Origin of the sequence: Spirillospora sp. NPDC049652, assembly GCF_040675125.1 — a bacterium.
Classification (GTDB): domain Bacteria; phylum Actinomycetota; class Actinomycetes; order Streptosporangiales; family Streptosporangiaceae; genus Spirillospora.
Map to the genome: position 1 here is coordinate 1 of NZ_JBFAOF010000077.1, position 15,566 is coordinate 15,566.

Consider the following 15,566-nt stretch of genomic DNA (forward strand, 5'->3'; position numbering starts at 1 on the left):
CAGTACCCGACCGGTGTCGTGCTGGCCTGCGAGCGCCGCGCCGCCCTGCTCGACTGGGCCCGCGCCGCCGACGCGCTGATCATCGAGGACGACTACGACGCCGAGTTCCGCTACGACAGCGAGCCGGTCGGCTGCCTCCAGGGGATCGCGCCCGAGCGGACCGTCCTGCTGGGGTCGGTCAGCAAGGCGCTCGCGCCGGGGATGCGGCTCGGCTGGGCGGTCGCACCCCCTTGGATGGCCGCTGAGCTGCGCGAACACCGTGAGCTGAGCGACCTCGGCGGACCCGTCCTGGACCAGCACGCCTTCGCCCGCTTCCTGGCGGACGGCGCGTACGACCGGCACCTGCGGGCGATGCGCCGCCGCTACCGGGGCAGGCGGGACGCCCTGGTGGAGGCGCTCGGCGTCCACATCCCGGACGCCGTCGTCACGGGTGTCTCCGCGGGCGTCCACCTGTATCTGGAACTGCCCCCGGGGACGTCCGAGACCGCCGTGGTCAGGCTGGCCGCCGAGGCGGGGGTGCGGGTCTTCGGATCGAGCGGGATGTGGGGCAGGGAGCAGAACCGTCCCGCGCTCGTCCTCGGCTACGCGGCCCTCACCGAATGCGGCCTGCGCGAGGCGGCGGGCATTCTGGGCTCAGCCGTCGCACGTGCCCGCACAGGCGACCTTTCCGGCGTGTGATCTCGCTGGCAGGAAGGTTATGGACGGAGGTCGCGGGTAGAAACGGGGTTCCCTTAACGAGGAGGTTCGGATGTCTTTGGACGAGGCCGCGCGGCAGCTGAAAATGGCCGTCCACGACGCCCAGGTGTCGTTCGACCTGATCGGCCTCGGCGACCTCGACCGCGCGCTGGAGAACGCGGTCACCGCCCGCGCCGCGATCGACGCCACCATCACCGCCCTCGACCGTGCCGTCACGGACATGTCCACCGAAGAGGCCCGTCTGGAGGGCGAGAGGGCGGTCATGGCCGTCAGCGAAGACTGACCCCGGGTGGGGTGGTCACCCCCGGCGCAGAAGCGTCCGCCGCGCACAGAGCGGGGATTGTGCGCGGCGGACGTGTGCCGGGGACCGGGAGACCGGTGAGGCCCGATCGGCCCCCGGGACTCAGGCCACGGGACTCAGGCCACGGGACGCTCGGCCGCCACCGGCGCGGGCGTCCCGGCCGCCTCGGCGGGCTGGAAGCCCCGGGCCAGCGCGATGATCACGAGCGCGAGCACGGCCGGGACCGCGTAGCTGGTCTGGTAGCTGGACATCGGCTGGACGATCAGCACGATCACCGCGCCGACCACGAACCCGACGTAGTTGAAGATGTTGACCCGCGCGACCGCGATGCCGAGGCCGCTCGGGTCCACCTTGCCGGCCGCCGAGAACGAGATCGGGGCGACCACGCACAGCCCGAGGCCGGCGACCGCGAACCCGGCGATGGCCATCGGCGCGTTCTGCGCGGCGAGGACCAGCAGCAGGCCGAGCGCCCCCACGACCGTCCCGACCCGGACGACCAGGGTCGCGCCGAACCGGCGGACGCCGAAGTCGGCGACGGCGCGGCTGGCGACCATCATCACCTGGTAGGCGGCGAGGCCGAGCGGCGCGACGGACTTGCTGTGCAGGTCCTTGTCGAAGAACAGCGTGCCGAAGTTCGAGAGCATCGAGTCGGCGATGTAGAAGCAGGCCATCGCGACACCGATGATCAGCACGGGGCGCCACGGGACGAGCTTGGCCGCCGACTTCACGGCGTCCGCGGCGATGTTCGCGGCCTCCTCGGCGCGGCGGTACAAGCGCGTCCCGGTCGCGGCGGACACCGCGATCCCGAGGACGGCCGGGATCGCGAACCCGACGGCGAGCGACTTGGTGAGCGAGTCCGGGAAGACGTACTCGTTGGCGGCCCACGCCCAGACCGCGCCGAGCCCGGCGGCCGCGCTCCAGAGCGCGTGGAAGCCGGTGAGGATGCTGACCCCGTACGCGCGCTCGGCCCGGACGGCCTGGGAGTTCATCGAGGCGTCCACCGCGCCGACGGCCAGGCCGAACAGCCCGATCAGGAGGTAGAGCGGCAGGTTGGCGTCGCCGGTGAGGCCGACGGCGAGGACGGACAGGCAGACCAGCGGCTGCGAGATCCGCAGCACCGGCCCGCTGCCGTACCGGCCCATCAGCGGCGCGGCGATCGCGCTGCCCACCCCGGCGATAATCGGCACGCACAGCACCAGGATGTTGATCTGGTCGTCGCTCATGTGGTGCGCGTCGCGCAGCTGGTTGACGCGCCCCACCAGGGTGGCGAAGCACAGGCCCTGGACGGCGAACGCGGCGTACGCGGCGAGCCGGGCCTGCCGGTCCCGGCCGGTGACGGCTCCCGTCGCGGCGGCTTCCGTTGGCATCTCCGCCCCTTCCCAACCGCGAATCCGGCCGGCCGAAAAAACATGAAAGAGTTTCAGATGAGGGTAGAGAGCCGGGCCCGCGCCGGTCAACGGTCGCGAACATAGCGAAAAGGTTGCTCTTCGGCCACAGACCCCGAGCCGGGTGATCCCCCGCGAACTCCCGAAACGTCCGGACGCCCCGCCGGGACGGCGGGCGGATACCCTGGCGGCGTGGACAGCAGCCGCCCGCCGCGGGTACGCGACCTGCGCGCGTCAGACGCCGACCGGGAACGCGTGGTCGCGGTCCTCGGCGAGGCGCTCGCCGACGGGCGGCTCACGCTGGAGGAGCACTCCGAGCGCACCTCCCGCGCCTACGCCTCCCGCACGCTGGGCGAACTCACCGGCCTCACCACCGACCTGAGCCCCGAGGAGTCGCAGCCGATCCTGGTGGACGACCGTCCCGTGTCGGTGTTCTTCGGGCGGACGCGGCGCGAGGGCCGCTGGGTCGTCCCGGTGAAACTGCCGCTGATCGCCCTGTTCGGGACGGTCGAACTCGATCTGCGCGAGGCCGTCCTGCAGCGCCGCCACATCGTCCTCGACTCGCTGCTGGTGGCCGGGCGCGTCCGGCTGCTCGTCCCGGACGGCGTGCACGTGACGGTGACCGGACGCACCGCGCTCACCGCCCGCGACGTGCGCACCCGTCCCGAGCACGATGGCCCGACCGTGGAGGTCGGCGGCATGCTGATCTTCGGCTCGGTCACGGCCCGCGCCCCCAGACGGACGCTTCGGGAGCGCGCCCGCGCCCGCCTGCCCCGACGGCGCTCCTAGAGCACGCCTTCGAGGACGGTCTGCTTGATCAGCGGCCGTCCGAACAGCGCGAGCAGCTCGTTGGCGAGGGCCGTGAGCTCCAGCGGATCGCCCCGGCCCTCGAACCCGGCCGCGAGCAGCGTGCGCGGGACGGCGCCGGCGTCGAGCAGGACCCGCCAGTCGTCCGCCGGCAGCGAGAGGTACTCCAGGTTCCCGAGCCGGGTGATCTCCAGCGGGTCGGCGAGGGTGCGCGGGTAGGCGACGAGCGTCCGCAGGCGCGGGCAGTCGAAGACCGGCGCGAGGCTGACGGGTCCCCCTTCCCGCACCCCGAGGCTCAGCACCTCCAGCTCACGGTGCGCGGCGGCCTCGACGCTCGGCAGGTGCGCGCCGTTGACATGGCCCACCTTCGGGGACGGGACGCCGGACGGCGTCGCCTCGCTCCGCCGGTCGTGGACGATCATGTCGGTGAGCGAGTCGGCGATCAGCTCCCCGCCGACGCTGGACTCGTGGCCGAGCAGGATGATCTGTCCCGGACGTCCCTTCGGGCCGGGCGTCAGGTCGACCGCGTAGCGGTCACCGCCGCCGTTGTCGCCGAACGCGATCCATCCGGGTGACCCGACGACGCCCTGAACGGCGTCGTCCGGGTTCGTCACGACCGCCTCGGTCGCCCCGAACATCCACAGCGTCGGACGGGACGCCGGGTCCGCGACGTAGAGCGCGTCCAGCGGGAAGAGCTCGCAGCGGACGGCGGCGGCGAACGCGCTCATCGCCTCGTAGTCGCCCTTCAGGTCGGCGTGGTCGGCCCGGGTGACGCGGTAGAGCGCCTTCAGTTCGGCGGGGAGCGGCACGCCGAGCCGTGCCTCGGCGGCGGCGATCTCCTCGTCCGTCGCGCCGATCGCGCCGGGCAGCCGCTCGCGGAGCGTCCGCTCCAGCAGCGCGGGGTCGGCGGTGGGGGAGGGCGAGGTGTCGGGGGCCGGGTCGGGGAGGCGGCGCCACAGCTCCGGAACCGCGCCCTCGACGAAGACGAGCTCGCCCGGGGCGGCGCTTCCGACGCCGAGGCCGGCGGCGGGGCCGGTGTCGATCAGGCGGAGGACGGTCCGTCCGTCCGGCTCGATGTCGACGACGAACGAGACGTACTCCAGGTCGCCGAGCGAGTCGCGCAGCGTCTCGACCGCGTCCCACTCCTCCTGCATGTCGCTGACCAGGGACGCGCGCCCGGGGACGGGCGCTGGACGCGGCGCCGGAACGCTCCAGCCGCCCCGGCCGATGAACCCGGACGCCCGGCCGCTCCGCTCCGGCGCGAGGCCGTTCCGGACGAGCCGCAGCAAGGGTTCCCAGGTGGCGAAGTCTTCGAGGGCGGGCATGGGGCCTCCGGCGTCGGTGATCACCTGGAGGCCCGATTGTGCCGCTCCGGCCCGACAATCCGGCATCCCGGCCGTCGCCGGGGGGATCAGCGCGGGACGGACAGTTCCAGGCTGCCGGAGATCGCCGCGTAAGCCCGTCCGACCCGGTCGAGCAGGTCGCCGAACGGCGCGTCGGAGAAGACCCAGCCGCGCGCGGCCACGCTCCACGCGGTCGTCGTGAGCTGCGCGAGAACCTGCGGCCGCAGGTCGTCGGCGGGCAGCCCGAGCCGTTCGCCGAGCAGGCCGGCGAGTGCCTGCTCGACGCCGTGCCGGTGGCTCGACGCGTACGCGAGCAGGGACGGCGCGGTCACCACGAGCCGCCGCGTCGCGGTGTACCGCTCGCCCCACTCCGGCCCGAGCCCGGTCACCACCTCGGTGAGGACGCGCTGGAGGACGTCGATCACGCGCCCTTCGGGAAGGCCGTCGGGGGCCTGGAGGGCGGCGAGGTAGGCCGTCCACAGCTCCTCCTCGGCCTCGATCGCCGCCGCCTCCTTGGCGGGGAAGGTGCGGAAGAAGGTGCTCTTGGAGACCTCGACGGCGTCCACGAGCTCTTCGAGCGTGACGGCGTCGAAGCCCCGCTCGGTGAACATCCGCAGCGCCGCCTCGGCGAGCGCGCGCCGCGTCCGCAGCTTCTTCCGCTCGCGCAGCGGCAGCGCCCGGAGGGCGTCCTCGTCCGCCTTCGAAGAGGTCATGCGACGCACCGTATACCGCCCGTGCCCGGTTGCCGAAGGAGACCGGGTCCCACTCGGCTCCCCGCCTCCCGCGCGGGCGTCAGTGGCCGGCGAGCAGCTTGACGCCGACGACGACGGCGCCGATCAGGAGGTCGAGGACGCCCGCCACCAGCGCGACGACCGGACGGCCGCCCAGGCGTCGCGCGCCGAGGTAGCCCCACAGGAACAGGGACAGGACGTCCAGGCCGACGGCGATGAGCAGGGCGGTCCGCAGCTTCATCAGGTCGAGCGCGGCGACGCCGACCAGGAGCAGCGGGCTCACCGCCGACAGGAGCAGCGGGCTCGTGACATAGAGCGCGCGCAGCATCCCGTGCCGGTCGGGACGGGAGCCGTGGACGGTCATGTGCGCCTGGCCGTCCGAGACGAGCGTGGCCAGCCAGAGCCCTCCGGCGGTGCCGACCACCGACAGCGCCGCCCCGGCGGGACCCACGTGGCCGCCGAGGGCCAGGCCGGCGGTGACCGCGATCATGGTGATCGTGGCGTAGATGCGTTCCTTGAGGCGCTCGGTCGCGATCTCGATGCGCAACCGCAGGGCGCCGTCGGACTCGTTCGGCTCCGGTCGCGGCTCGTCCACCCGCCGATCGTGGCACGCTCACCCCTGCTGACCTGGTGCGACACGACGGGACGCGAACTCCGTCCGCCCGGACGGCCCGCGGCGGCCGGACGTGCGGTCAGCCGGAGAAGGCGGTGAGGCCGATCCGCCAGGCGTGGTCCAGATCGGCGTCCGGAGGGAAGCGCCCGTCGAGTTCGAGAGTGACCATGCCGTGCGCGAACGCCCAGACCGCGCGCGAGCGGTGTTCGCCCGGGACGACCCTGACCAGCGGTTCGGCGGCGCGCGCCTCCAGGCCGTCCGGGAGCAGGTGACGCGGCAGCGGGCCCTCGGTCATCAGCCGGTAGAGGTGCGGATGGGCCAGGGCGTACGCCCGGTAGGCGGCGCCGAGGGCGACGAGCGGCTGCTCCGGCCCTCCGGCCAAAGCGGCCTCCTGCGCCTCGGCCATCTCCATCAGCCCCGCCGCGATCAGCTCGGCCTCGACGGCCTGCTTGTCGGGGAAGTGCTTGTACAGCGACGGCGCGCGGATGCCCAGCCGGTCGGCGATGCGCCGCATGGTCAGGGCCGCCGCGCCCTCGGTCTCCAGCAGTTCACGGGCGGCGTCGACGATCTGCCGCGAGCGGGGACGGTCAGCCACGGCGGGACCCGTCCGCGGCGCGGAGGCCGTAGCCGAACGTCCGGTCCATGGCGATGTGGCCGAGCCAGCCGAGGAGCCCGGCGAAGAGGGCGGGGGCGTCCAGTGACAAGACGGTGTAGGCGACGGCCAGCGCGAGCGGGACCACCGTGCGGTGCGCGGCGTTGTAGAAGGGCACCGCACCGGGCCCGAGCTTGCCCTGGCCGCCGTTCTTCCCGTCGATGGCCATCATGACGTCGGGGGCGACGAAGAAGGCGAAGGCCGCGACGAGCGCCCACACGCCGTGGTTCCAGACCTCCACCCCGGCGAAGGCGGCGTAGAAGAGCCAGAGTCCGGCCCAGCCCACTCGCGCCGCCCACCACAGCGGCGACCGGCCCTGTGCGGCGAACCCGTCCATCACTGCACCCTGCTGAACCATCCCGGCCTCCTCTGCTAACGGTGTTAGCCAGACTGTATGGCTAACGCCGTTAGCCGTCAAGGGGAGGTGCGGCCCCGCGCACCGGACCGACGCCTGCGCCGGGGTCTTCCAGCGCAGGCGTCGGTCCGGTCGGCTAGCGGACGGTGGCCCAGAAGCGGCACTTGTGGGCGGTGGCGTCGGTGGTGATCGGGGCCTTGGCGGCACCGCCCGCCGCGAGGCTCTGGACGCGCGGGTCGGTGGCCCTGTAGCGGGGCCAGGCCGGGGCGTCGGCGGCCTTGGGGGCTCCCCGGTGGGCGAAGGACGTCCAGTAGCCGATCATCTGCGCCGACAGGCGTCGCTGGGCGGGGGAGAGCTTGGCGGGGCCGTCGTCGGTGCCGGGCATCGCGGGACGGGTCGTCGCGAACAGGTAGGGCAGGTCGGTCAGGTGGGCGGCACCGCCGGGGAACCCGGCCGGGACGGGGATCCAGGTCGGCGCGGTGCGGTCGGCGAACTCGTAGGCGTACGTCGGGACCCGGCGGGCCAGGGCGTCCGCGTCGGCCAGGATCGGGCAGACCGAGGCGCGGTCGGTCTCGATCGCCGCCCAGGCGAGGGCCCCTTCGATCTTCGGACGGTCGGCGGCCGGAGTGCCGGGCAGCAGGTCGTCCGCGTAGGACGCGGGCCGGTAGGCGCGGCGGACGGCGGCGGCGTCGGGGCCGTAGGCGGCGTCGGTGAGCTTCGTGTAGACGTCCGGGGTGAACGTCACCTTGCCGACGGCCGGGTTCACGATGGACGCGGTGACGAACCGCCCCTCGTCGCGGGTGTGCCCGGCCATCACCGGGACCCGGGCGAACCGTCCGCGCCTGATCGCCTGGGCGGGGTCGGTGGGGAGCGTCGGGGTGCCGAAGGCGGGCGAGCCGAAGGACGGGAACGTGGGGTCGGCCATCGTGCCGGGCCCGGCGAGGGCGTCCACCGAAGTCTTGCGGAGGCAGGCGACCGCGTCGGCGCCGGTGCAGCCGAGTTTGGACGCGAGCGTGGTGCCCCGCGCGGTCACGGTTTTGAGCGGGGCCCATGGCGAGACGGTTCGCGGTGCGGGCGCGGGGGCTCCCGGGTAGAGGCGCGGCTGGTAGGTGCCGCAGCTCGCGCTCTGCAGGATCACCTTGCTGAACCTGCCGCGCGCGGTCGGCGAGGTGAGCTGGGCGCAGACGGAGGCCGAGCCGGCGGACTGCCCGAACAGCGTCACGTTCGCGGCGTCCCCGCCGAACGCGCGGGCGTTGCGCTGCACCCAGCGCAGCGCGGCCTGCTGGTCCTGCAGGCCGAAGTCGCCCGACCCCGGCAGTCCCGGGTAGCCGAAGAAGCCGAAGACGCCGAGCCGGTAGTTCACGGTGACCACCACGACGTCGCCGCGCGCGGCCATCTCCGACGGGTCGAAGGCGCTTCCGGTGCCGGACGTGAAGTCGCCTCCGTGCACGAACACCATCACCGGACGCGGACGGGCGGGCGCGCTCGCCGGAGTGGTGACGTTCACGGTGAGGCAGTCTTCGCTGACGCTCGTCCCGGCCGGGAGGTTGTAGGTCGGGCCGACGCACGCGGGTCCGGACGCCGTCGCATCCCGGACTCCCTTCCACGGACGCGCCGGCTGCGGTGACCTCCACCGCAGCGCGCCCACCGGGGGCGCCGCGTACGGGATGCCGAGGTACTGGTGCGCCTGCCCGCGGTCCACCCCGCGCAGCGCACCGGCATCGGTGCCGGCGACGAGGGAACCGGACGGCGCGCCCTGCCGGGCGGCGGTGACAGGGGCGGCGGAGGCGACTCCGTAGCCGGTCGCCAGGGTCAGGCCGAGGACGGCGGGGACGAGCGTGAGCTTCAGGGGAGTGTTCATCGTGGGCTCCGTGTCATCGTTCGGGGGTCGATGAGGGAACCCTCGCCGGTGCCGCGCACCGTCCGCGCACCGCGTCCTGACAGCCCCGCACCAGTGACAGCCCGCACCGGTGACGGCCCCGCGCGAGAGGGGACGCCCCCGGCTGTGGCCCGGCCGGGGGCTGCTCACACGCGGCGGTCCGCCGTGGCGGCGGGCGCGCCTCAGTAGTAGTAGCTGAACCAGCAGCCGCGGGCGACGATCCGCCAGGGGAACCGGGTGAGGTTGGCGAACGTGCAGTGGAGCGTCGGATGGCCGGGAGACCTCAGCCGGAGCCTGCCGTGGAAGTAGCCGAACACGGGCGATCCCGGCGCGGCCCAGCAGTCGTTGCCGAAGGCCGTGGCGGGCAGGGTGCGGGTGGTGAAGAGGGACAGGCACTCGTACGTCGGCGTCCGGTAGTACGGACGGTCGTGGTCCGCGGCGTGCGCGGGGGCCGCGAACAGCGGGGTCGTGGCCAGGGCGGCGGCCACGGCGAGGTAGGTCGGCTTCATGGAACTCCTCCCACGGTGCCCACGTTGGGCACTCGATCAGCTACTCTCTGTAGCTGTGGGGGGATTTCCCGGCCTTTCACCTGCGAAAACTCCCGCGTTCTTAACGAGATCATCCGCGCCGGACGATCGTTCCCTCCGCCGGTGCGGGTACGTCCGCGGGAGGCGTGAGCAAGAGCTGGCCGTCGCGTAAGGTAGCCAATCAATGACGGTGGGTAGTGGGGTGGACGTTGTCAACCTTCCCCGAGCCGAGGAGTGTGGAGATGAACGTCCGAGCCATGGTCACCGCGGCGGCGTGCGCGCTGTCGCTGGGCGCCGTCGCGGTGCCCGCCCATGCCGCCGCGTCGTGCGACTTCAGCCAGGCCGGCCTCACCATCGAGCAGGCGGTCGCGAAGCTGAACCGGCAGACGCAGCACAGGTTCAAGACCCACCCGCTCTACAACTCCTTCAAGCACGAGAAGCTGAGCAGTCTCCCGGCGGGGGTCAGGGCGGACTTCCAGACCGCGTGCCGCAAGAAGTGAGGTCGCCGGCTCGATGAGGGCCGGTGGGGAGGGCGGACGCTCGCGGCGTCCGCCCTCCGTCATGCCGGGACGGCCGTGGTCACCCGCCGGTCGCTTTCCCGGGACCGGCGCGTCCGGGACCGTGACGGCACATCTCCGTGACCCCAGGTAGTCGATCTGCTTCTGAGGGTAGTTGTGTGGACGTCATCCGTTCTTCCGAGTTGAGGAGTTGGAGATGAACGTCCGTGCCGTGGTCTCCGCGACGGCCCTCGCGCTGTCGCTGGGCGCCGTCGCGCTGCCCGCCCATGCCGCCCCCGCGACCTGCGACCTGAACAGCATCAAGGAGCTCACCGTCGAGCAGGTCACCATGCGCATGCCCGCCGACCTGCGGAACAAGACCCGCGGGGACATCATCTATCCGCTTCTCCGGGGCGACAAGATCAAGGACCTCCCGGCCTACTACCAGGAGAAGATCCGGGAGGCGTGCCGGTAGCGGCCCCCCGCCGCGCCGCCCTCAGGGCGGCGGACCTCCGCGCTCGGGGCGTGGCGTGCGACGCGCGCCACGCCTCACACGTGGAACACCGACCCCGGACGACGCGGGGCCTGCCCGTTGGCGGGCAGTGATGAAGGCGGCGCGAGCTGCGAAAAGCCTTCGAAGCAGGGCGAAGAGCCCGGTTAAGATCCGCCGCATGCCTTTCATGCGACGCCGTACGAGCGGTACCGGTCCGGCCGGGAAGCGCCTGCCGGACCTGGAGTTCCTCGCGCTGGTGAGGGACTGCCTCGAGGAGTACGCGCCCGGCGCCGCCCACGGGGCCGAACTCAAGGGGAACACGCTGTTCAGCCCGGACGGCTGGGCGATCGGCGTCGCGCCGCCCGACCACGCCGACGGCCACCACTACGACCTCATCGCCTTCCCGGACGTCACCGTCCAGCCGGACGTCCCGTGCTTCCTGGACTGCGCCGTCGCGGTGACCGGGGATCCGCGGCAGGCGGCGGCCGCCTGGGTGCAGACGGCCGGCGCGTGCCTGCTCGAACTCCTCCGGGCGGACGGGCGCTTCGCCGACCGCGCCGGCCCCCGCCACGAGCGCGGCGTCCCGGGCTGGCGCTCGATCACCTCGGGCGTCCTCGGCTACGGCCTGGACACCGCCGAGAACGAGCGCCTCCAGTCCGCCCTGGTGGAGGCGAACGTGCTCCACCGCATCGCGGCCGAACTCGCCCCGGCCCTGGAGTCGCCGTTCTTCAACGGGGTCAGGGTCTTCTACGGCGGACGTCCCGGGGCCATGGAGTGCGAGGTCCGGGTCAACGGCGAGCGCGACGAGGCCGCCTCGGCGGCGCTGGCGGCGCTCGACCTGCCCGAGCCGTCGGTGTTCACCGTCGTCCGCTACTTCGCCCTGCTCCTCCCGGCGACCGAGGCCGAAGGGGAGGAGCCCGGCGACCACGACCACGGGTCGGGCTGCGGCGACGACTGCGGCTGCGGAGGCCACCTGGACCCGGAGCACCCGGGCTTCGAACTGCCCGAACCGCATCTGCTGGCCGGGCTCTCCACCGAGGAGCGGGCCCGGCGGATCCGGACCGACACGGGACTCATCAAGATCGCAGAGGGCGTCGGGAACTTCCTCAAGGTCCGGCTGCCGGTCCGCCTCGACGACGGACGCACCGTGGTCTACCTGGTCTGGGTCTACCTCCAGGCGCCGGTGATCGACGAGTACGTCGCCAGGATGAACGACGGCACGATCGAGGGACGCCGTTTCGAGGGCCTGTTGTGCAACGTCATCGAGCCCTGGGGCGAGGACGTGCTGCGCGCCCCGGTCGTCCTCGGCGGCCAGCGGAACAACGAGAACGGCTCGCTGCGCTTCAGCGAGGTGCTCGAATCCACGCATCCGCTGCTGGGCGAGGTGCTCCGGAAGTCCTGGCCCGCCGACGTCGTCCTCGGCGACCGCGACCCCCGCCTCCGCGTCGGCCAATGCTGACCCGGCCTGACCTGACTTGACCTGACCTTCTGGCCTGCCCGAGGAACACGTGAGCCCGGCGCGCCGCGCCGGGCCCATCGTGCTCGGATCGACCGTGCCCTCAGATCATCCGTGCCCTCAGGTCAGACGGCGGAGTCGAAGTTGATCGCGCTGTAGGCCCGGAGCTTGCTGAGCTGGTGCTCGCTGTGGATGGTGCGGATCGTGCCGCTGCGGGAGCGCATCACCAGCGAGTGGGTGCGGGCGCGGCCCTTGCCGTAGCGGACGCCGTCGGCGAGCTCGCCGTCGGTGTTGCCGGTGGCGGCGAAGAACACGTCGTCGGACGAGACCAGGTCGTCGGTGGTCAGGACGCGGTCGAGGTCGTGCCCGGCGTCGATGGCCTTCTGCCGCTCGGCGTCGTCCTTCGGCCACAGCTTGCCCTGCAGGACGCCGCCGAGGGCCTTGATCGCGCAGGCGGCGATGATGCCCTCGGGGGTGCCGCCGATGCCCAGCAGCAGGTCCACGCCGGTGCCCTCGCGGGCGGCCATGATCGCGCCGGCGACGTCGCCGTCCAGGATGAACTTGATCCGCGCGCCGGTCTCCCGGATCTCCTTGACGATGCCCTCGTGCCGCGGCCGGTCCAGGATGACGACGGTCACGTCGTCCACCGAGGAGCCCTTGGCGCGGGCCACGGCCCGGATGTTCTCGGCGATCGGCCGCTCGATGTCCACCGCGTCGGCCGCCTCGGGCCCGGTGACCAGCTTCTCCATGTAGAACACCGCGGACGGGTCGTACATGGAACCGCGCGGCGCGACCGCGAGGACGGCGATGGCGTTGTTCATGCCGAGCGCGGTCAGCCGGGTCCCGTCCACCGGGTCGACGGCCACGTCGCATTCCGCGCCGGACCCGTCCCCGACCTGCTCGCCGTTGTAGAGCATCGGGGCGTTGTCCTTCTCGCCCTCGCCGATCACCACCACGCCGCTCATGGACACGGTGTTGATCAGCTGGCGCATGGCGTTGACGGCCGCGCCGTCGGCGCCGTTCTTGTCGCCCCGGCCCACCCAGCGGGCGGCGGCCATCGCCGCGGCCTCGGTCACCCGCGCCAGCTCCAGTGCCAGGTTCCGGTCCGGAGCCTCGGGCTCGGTGACGAGAGGGGAGGAGACGATGGTGTCGTCGGACATGGCGGGACGCCCTTTCGGTCGATGGCTCACCCGGATTCTCCGGGGGTCCCGCGCCGGGCTCCAAATTGGACCAGACCAGAGCCGGCGGCACGGGAGCGCGTGGACGCGTTGGTAGGGATCGTCTCCCGCGATCGTCCGGCGTAACCTCTAGGGTCATGAGCAGCGACATCGACACGACCCCGCCGCGCACCTCGGACCGGGGGGCGGCGACGCGCGGAGCCCTGCTGGCGGCGGCGCGGGACGTGTTCTGCGAGGCCGGCTTCGCCCAGGCCGCGGTCACCGACATCGTCGCCAAGGCGGGGGCCAGCGTCGGCAGCCTCTACCACCACTTCAACGGCAAGGCCGACCTGTACCTCACGCTGTTCGAGGAGTTCCAGGGACGGCAGCAGGAGCGCACCCGCAAGGCGATCAACGCGGTGCGGGAGGAGGGCGAGGCCGACCCGATGCGGCAGTTCATCGCGGGCGCGGGCGCCTACCTCGACGGGTGCATCGAGGAGCGCGACGTGTCCCGGCTGTTCATCTCCGGCGACGGGCCGCCCGGGTTCGACCGGGTGATGCGGCAGCGGCTCAACAAGTGGGCCCGGCGCAACGCCGCGCTGTTCCACACCGACGGCGGCGGCGTGGACGAGGCGCTGGTCGTCGTCCTGACCGGCGCGATGGCGGGGGCGGTGTCGGAGGTCTCGCTGAGCGACGACGCCGAGGGGTCGCGGCGGCTCGCCGACGACATCATGGCGATCGTGGGCACTATCCGGAACCCCCGTACAGAGCAGCGGCGACCGTAGGGGATCCTGGAGGGGTGAGCGACGAGAGCCCCGCCCCGACGACGACCTCCGAGCAGCCGCGCCCGTCCGGGCCCCGCCCCGAAGGCGGCGCGGCCGGTTCCGCGCGCCCGGCCGCCGCTCCGCAGGACGCCGCCGGCACTGCCTCGCAGCCGCGCTCGGTGCAGGTCTCGCCGGGGATCTACAAGCGGCTGACCACCGGGCTCGGCGGGTTCGCCTCGGCGATCGTCGCGTGCCTGCTGCTGGTCGGCGTGATCTTCCTGATCACCCCGCGGTCGAACAAGGAGCTGCTCCCGACGGTCGACTACGGCTCGCAGGCGTGGGCGCTCGCCCACAACGGCCCCTACCAGGCCTGGGGGCCGCAGGGGCTGCCCGCCGGCTGGCGCGCGACCAGCGCCCGGCTGACCGGCCTCGGGGAGAAGGGCAAGCCGGTCCAGTGGCACCTGGGCTTCCTTGCGCCGTCCGGGCAGTACGCCGCGCTCGAGGAGAGCAACGAGAAGGCCAAGGAATACGTCCCCCGGATGACCAACAGCAAGAACGCCCTCGGCTCCAGGACCGTGAACGGCGTGACCTGGGACACCTACTTCCGCCGCGACAAGAAGGCCAACTCGCTCGCCCGCACCCTGCCGGACGGCGTGAGCATCGTGGTGACCGGCACCGCGAGCTACGACGAGCTGGCCGTCCTCGCCGCCGCGCTCAAGCCGCTGGACAAGAACGGCACGAGCGTCGTGACGCCCGCCCCCACGCAGCGCTCCTGAGGAACCGTCAGAACGGGGCCGCCTGGTCGGACGCGCCGTCCGACTCGGCGGCCTCGGCGTTCATGGCGGCGGTGAGGCGGGCGCGGGCGCCCTCCAGCCACTCCTCGCAGACGGCGGCCAGCTTCTCGCCGCGCTCCCACAGGTTCAGCGACTCCTCCAGGGTGAGGCCGCCCGCCTCCAGCTTGCGGACGACCTCGGTCAGCTCGTCCCGCGCCTGCTCATAGCTCTGTTCCGTCTTCGCTTCAGCCACGCCGTCCAGCGTAGGGCCTGTCTCGAAGCCGGCCGCCTGCCGCGCGCCGCTCGCCACGGGCGCCGGCTTCGAGACACGCCCTGGGGGCGCCGGGGCGGCTGACTCAGTTGCGCGGCCCCCAGCCCCAGGTGTCGGAGACCAGGTCGTGGACGTAGACGGCCTCGCTGTGGCCGGGACCGTCGTAGATGCCGGGCTCCGGGGTCTCCTCGGGCCCGTTCGTGGGGTAGTCCGCCCCGGTCGAGAAGTCGTGGATCCCGAACCGGCACACCCCGTTCCAGTCGACCGTGGGGTTGGCGCGCATGTAGTCGTGGCCGCCGTGCAGCTCGGTGAACTCCACCGCGGCGCAGCGCCCGGTCGGCCCCACCGTGGTGGGGGAGACGCTCGCGTGGGCGGGCGCGACCAGGGCGAGGGACGCCACGGCGCAGGTTCCGGCGGCCAGGGCCGTCCGGCGGGTCCAGCTCAGTACGGACATGTCCGTTCTCCTCCGAAAGCGGGAAGGTGATCCGCGGTCCGTGACCACATTCGCCTACTTGCGCAAACGTTCCAAGATTTCGGGGAGGCCGGAAGCGGCTACGGCCGGGCCGGAGGCGGCCAGCGCGGCCCGGCCGTGCGCCGGATCGTCCGCCGGCCGTGCGCCGGGCCGCGGGCTCAGGGGATGTGGCGTTCGGTGACGGTCACGCCGAGGCGGCCCTCGGCCAGCCGGACGACGAGGGCCTCGCCGTCCTCGACCGACGCGGCGTCCCGGACGACCCCGTCGTCGTCCCGCTGGACGATCGCGTAACCGCGCGCGAGGGTCGCGGCGGGGGAGAGGGCCAGCAGCCGGGCCCGGGCGTGGTGAGGGTGAGCGGAACGTCGGCGAGCAGTGCCCGGCCGGAGTCGTCGAG

The 15,566-nt window shown here is 73.0% G+C and carries 20 protein-coding genes; 8 read left to right on the plus strand and 12 right to left on the minus strand.

Going from position 1 to position 15,566, the window contains the following annotated elements; translation table 11 throughout:
* Positions 1-678 (plus strand): aminotransferase-like domain-containing protein (locus tag AB0J52_RS08235; RefSeq protein ID WP_500180871.1); only part of this gene is annotated, 678 nt, incomplete at its 5' end.
* A 70-nt stretch (positions 679-748) separates the two neighbouring features.
* Positions 749-979, plus strand: a complete 231-nt coding sequence (locus AB0J52_RS08240; RefSeq protein WP_500180872.1) for a hypothetical protein — start codon at positions 749-751, stop codon at positions 977-979.
* A gap of 134 nt (positions 980-1,113) precedes the next feature.
* Here AB0J52_RS08240 and AB0J52_RS08245 read toward each other — a convergent pair whose 3' ends face one another.
* Positions 1,114-2,364: an MFS transporter gene (locus AB0J52_RS08245; RefSeq protein ID WP_500180873.1), complete on the minus strand. Its 1,251-nt coding sequence runs from the start codon at positions 2,362-2,364 to the stop codon at positions 1,114-1,116.
* Positions 2,365-2,574: 210 nt separating this feature from the next.
* On the opposite strand from AB0J52_RS08245, the gene AB0J52_RS08250 reads away from it, so the two are divergent.
* A complete protein-coding gene (locus AB0J52_RS08250) occupies positions 2,575-3,171 on the plus strand; it encodes a DUF1707 SHOCT-like domain-containing protein (RefSeq protein WP_500180874.1) in 597 nt (198 codons plus the stop codon).
* On the opposite strand, the gene AB0J52_RS08255 is transcribed toward AB0J52_RS08250, so the two are convergent.
* The 7 genes from AB0J52_RS08255 to AB0J52_RS08285 form a co-directional block, all read right to left on the minus strand.
* Positions 3,168-4,514 carry an SMI1/KNR4 family protein gene (locus AB0J52_RS08255; RefSeq protein ID WP_500180875.1) on the minus strand — a complete coding sequence of 449 codons (1,347 nt, stop codon included), beginning with the start codon at positions 4,512-4,514 and terminating at the stop codon, positions 3,168-3,170. The two genes, AB0J52_RS08250 and AB0J52_RS08255, sit on opposite strands and share 4 nt — an antisense overlap.
* A gap of 86 nt (positions 4,515-4,600) precedes the next feature.
* Complete coding sequence (locus tag AB0J52_RS08260; protein WP_500180876.1) at positions 4,601-5,245, minus strand: TetR family transcriptional regulator; 645 nt, start codon at positions 5,243-5,245, stop codon at positions 4,601-4,603.
* 79 nt (positions 5,246-5,324) lie between these two features.
* Positions 5,325-5,858: a hypothetical protein gene (locus tag AB0J52_RS08265; RefSeq protein WP_500180877.1), complete on the minus strand. Its 534-nt coding sequence runs from the start codon at positions 5,856-5,858 to the stop codon at positions 5,325-5,327.
* Positions 5,859-5,955: 97 nt separating this feature from the next.
* Positions 5,956-6,471 (minus strand): TetR/AcrR family transcriptional regulator, encoded by a 516-nt coding sequence (locus tag AB0J52_RS08270; RefSeq protein WP_500180878.1) that lies wholly within the window; start codon positions 6,469-6,471, stop codon positions 5,956-5,958.
* Positions 6,464-6,886, minus strand: a complete 423-nt coding sequence (locus AB0J52_RS08275; protein ID WP_500180879.1) for a DUF4260 family protein — start codon at positions 6,884-6,886, stop codon at positions 6,464-6,466. Before AB0J52_RS08275 ends, AB0J52_RS08270 begins: the two co-directional genes overlap by 8 nt.
* A 133-nt stretch (positions 6,887-7,019) precedes the next feature.
* Positions 7,020-8,744: a carboxylesterase/lipase family protein gene (locus AB0J52_RS08280; protein WP_500180880.1), complete on the minus strand. Its 1,725-nt coding sequence runs from the start codon at positions 8,742-8,744 to the stop codon at positions 7,020-7,022.
* 200 nt (positions 8,745-8,944) lie between these two features.
* Positions 8,945-9,271: a hypothetical protein gene (locus AB0J52_RS08285; RefSeq protein WP_500180881.1), complete on the minus strand. Its 327-nt coding sequence runs from the start codon at positions 9,269-9,271 to the stop codon at positions 8,945-8,947.
* Between the two features lie 260 nt (positions 9,272-9,531).
* On the opposite strand from AB0J52_RS08285, the gene AB0J52_RS08290 reads away from it, so the two are divergent.
* The 3 genes from AB0J52_RS08290 to AB0J52_RS08300 all read left to right on the plus strand — a co-directional run bounded on the left by AB0J52_RS08290 (position 9,532) and on the right by AB0J52_RS08300 (position 11,738).
* A complete protein-coding gene (locus tag AB0J52_RS08290) occupies positions 9,532-9,789 on the plus strand; it encodes a hypothetical protein (RefSeq protein ID WP_500180882.1) in 258 nt (85 codons plus the stop codon).
* A 214-nt stretch (positions 9,790-10,003) separates the two neighbouring features.
* Entirely contained in the window at positions 10,004-10,261 is a 258-nt protein-coding gene (locus AB0J52_RS08295) for a hypothetical protein (RefSeq protein WP_500180883.1), read from the plus strand.
* A gap of 196 nt (positions 10,262-10,457) precedes the next feature.
* Complete coding sequence (locus AB0J52_RS08300) at positions 10,458-11,738, plus strand: DUF6348 family protein (RefSeq protein ID WP_500180884.1); 1,281 nt, start codon at positions 10,458-10,460, stop codon at positions 11,736-11,738.
* Positions 11,739-11,860: 122 nt separating this feature from the next.
* Here the strand turns inward: AB0J52_RS08300 and glpX are convergent, their stop codons facing one another.
* Complete coding sequence (gene glpX / locus AB0J52_RS08305; protein ID WP_500180885.1) at positions 11,861-12,895, minus strand: class II fructose-bisphosphatase; 1,035 nt, start codon at positions 12,893-12,895, stop codon at positions 11,861-11,863.
* A gap of 155 nt (positions 12,896-13,050) precedes the next feature.
* Here glpX and AB0J52_RS08310 point away from each other — a divergent pair, with 155 nt between their 5' ends.
* Together AB0J52_RS08310 and AB0J52_RS08315 are read left to right on the plus strand one after the other, a co-directional pair.
* The gene (locus tag AB0J52_RS08310; protein ID WP_500180886.1) at positions 13,051-13,677 is read left to right on the plus strand and encodes a TetR/AcrR family transcriptional regulator; all 627 of its coding nucleotides are present in this window, start codon (positions 13,051-13,053) and stop codon (positions 13,675-13,677) included.
* Between the two features lie 14 nt (positions 13,678-13,691).
* On the plus strand, positions 13,692-14,432 hold the full coding sequence (locus AB0J52_RS08315) for a DUF4245 domain-containing protein (protein WP_500180887.1): 741 nt from the start codon (positions 13,692-13,694) through the stop codon (positions 14,430-14,432).
* Positions 14,433-14,439: 7 nt separating this feature from the next.
* Here the strand turns inward: AB0J52_RS08315 and AB0J52_RS08320 are convergent, their stop codons facing one another.
* The 3 genes from AB0J52_RS08320 to AB0J52_RS08330 all read right to left on the minus strand — a co-directional run.
* On the minus strand, positions 14,440-14,682 hold the full coding sequence (locus tag AB0J52_RS08320) for an exodeoxyribonuclease VII small subunit (protein WP_500180888.1): 243 nt from the start codon (positions 14,680-14,682) through the stop codon (positions 14,440-14,442).
* Positions 14,683-14,785: 103 nt separating this feature from the next.
* Positions 14,786-15,154, minus strand: coding sequence for a hypothetical protein (locus AB0J52_RS08325; RefSeq protein ID WP_500180889.1), 369 nt, complete (start codon positions 15,152-15,154; stop codon positions 14,786-14,788).
* Between the two features lie 176 nt (positions 15,155-15,330).
* A partial coding sequence (locus tag AB0J52_RS08330; protein WP_500180890.1) for an exodeoxyribonuclease VII large subunit occupies positions 15,331-15,566 on the minus strand: 236 nt, incomplete at its 5' end.

Bases quoted from the DNA above. Each gene is read 5' to 3' on its own strand.
- AB0J52_RS08240 (WP_500180872.1), top strand. From the start codon at position 749: ATGTCTTTGGACGAGGCCGCGCGGCAGCTGAAAATGGCCGTCCACGAC.
- AB0J52_RS08245 (WP_500180873.1), bottom strand. From the start codon at position 2,364: ATGCCAACGGAAGCCGCCGCGACGGGAGCCGTCACCGGCCGGGACCGG.
- AB0J52_RS08255 (WP_500180875.1), bottom strand. From the start codon at position 4,514: ATGCCCGCCCTCGAAGACTTCGCCACCTGGGAACCCTTGCTGCGGCTC.
- AB0J52_RS08260 (WP_500180876.1), bottom strand. From the start codon at position 5,245: ATGACCTCTTCGAAGGCGGACGAGGACGCCCTCCGGGCGCTGCCGCTG.
- AB0J52_RS08275 (WP_500180879.1), bottom strand. From the start codon at position 6,886: ATGGTTCAGCAGGGTGCAGTGATGGACGGGTTCGCCGCACAGGGCCGG.
- AB0J52_RS08280 (WP_500180880.1), bottom strand. From the start codon at position 8,744: ATGAACACTCCCCTGAAGCTCACGCTCGTCCCCGCCGTCCTCGGCCTG.
- AB0J52_RS08285 (WP_500180881.1), bottom strand. From the start codon at position 9,271: ATGAAGCCGACCTACCTCGCCGTGGCCGCCGCCCTGGCCACGACCCCG.
- AB0J52_RS08290 (WP_500180882.1), top strand. From the start codon at position 9,532: ATGAACGTCCGAGCCATGGTCACCGCGGCGGCGTGCGCGCTGTCGCTG.
- AB0J52_RS08295 (WP_500180883.1), top strand. From the start codon at position 10,004: ATGAACGTCCGTGCCGTGGTCTCCGCGACGGCCCTCGCGCTGTCGCTG.
- AB0J52_RS08300 (WP_500180884.1), top strand. From the start codon at position 10,458: ATGCCTTTCATGCGACGCCGTACGAGCGGTACCGGTCCGGCCGGGAAG.
- glpX (WP_500180885.1), bottom strand. From the start codon at position 12,895: ATGTCCGACGACACCATCGTCTCCTCCCCTCTCGTCACCGAGCCCGAG.
- AB0J52_RS08310 (WP_500180886.1), top strand. From the start codon at position 13,051: ATGAGCAGCGACATCGACACGACCCCGCCGCGCACCTCGGACCGGGGG.
- AB0J52_RS08325 (WP_500180889.1), bottom strand. From the start codon at position 15,154: ATGTCCGTACTGAGCTGGACCCGCCGGACGGCCCTGGCCGCCGGAACC.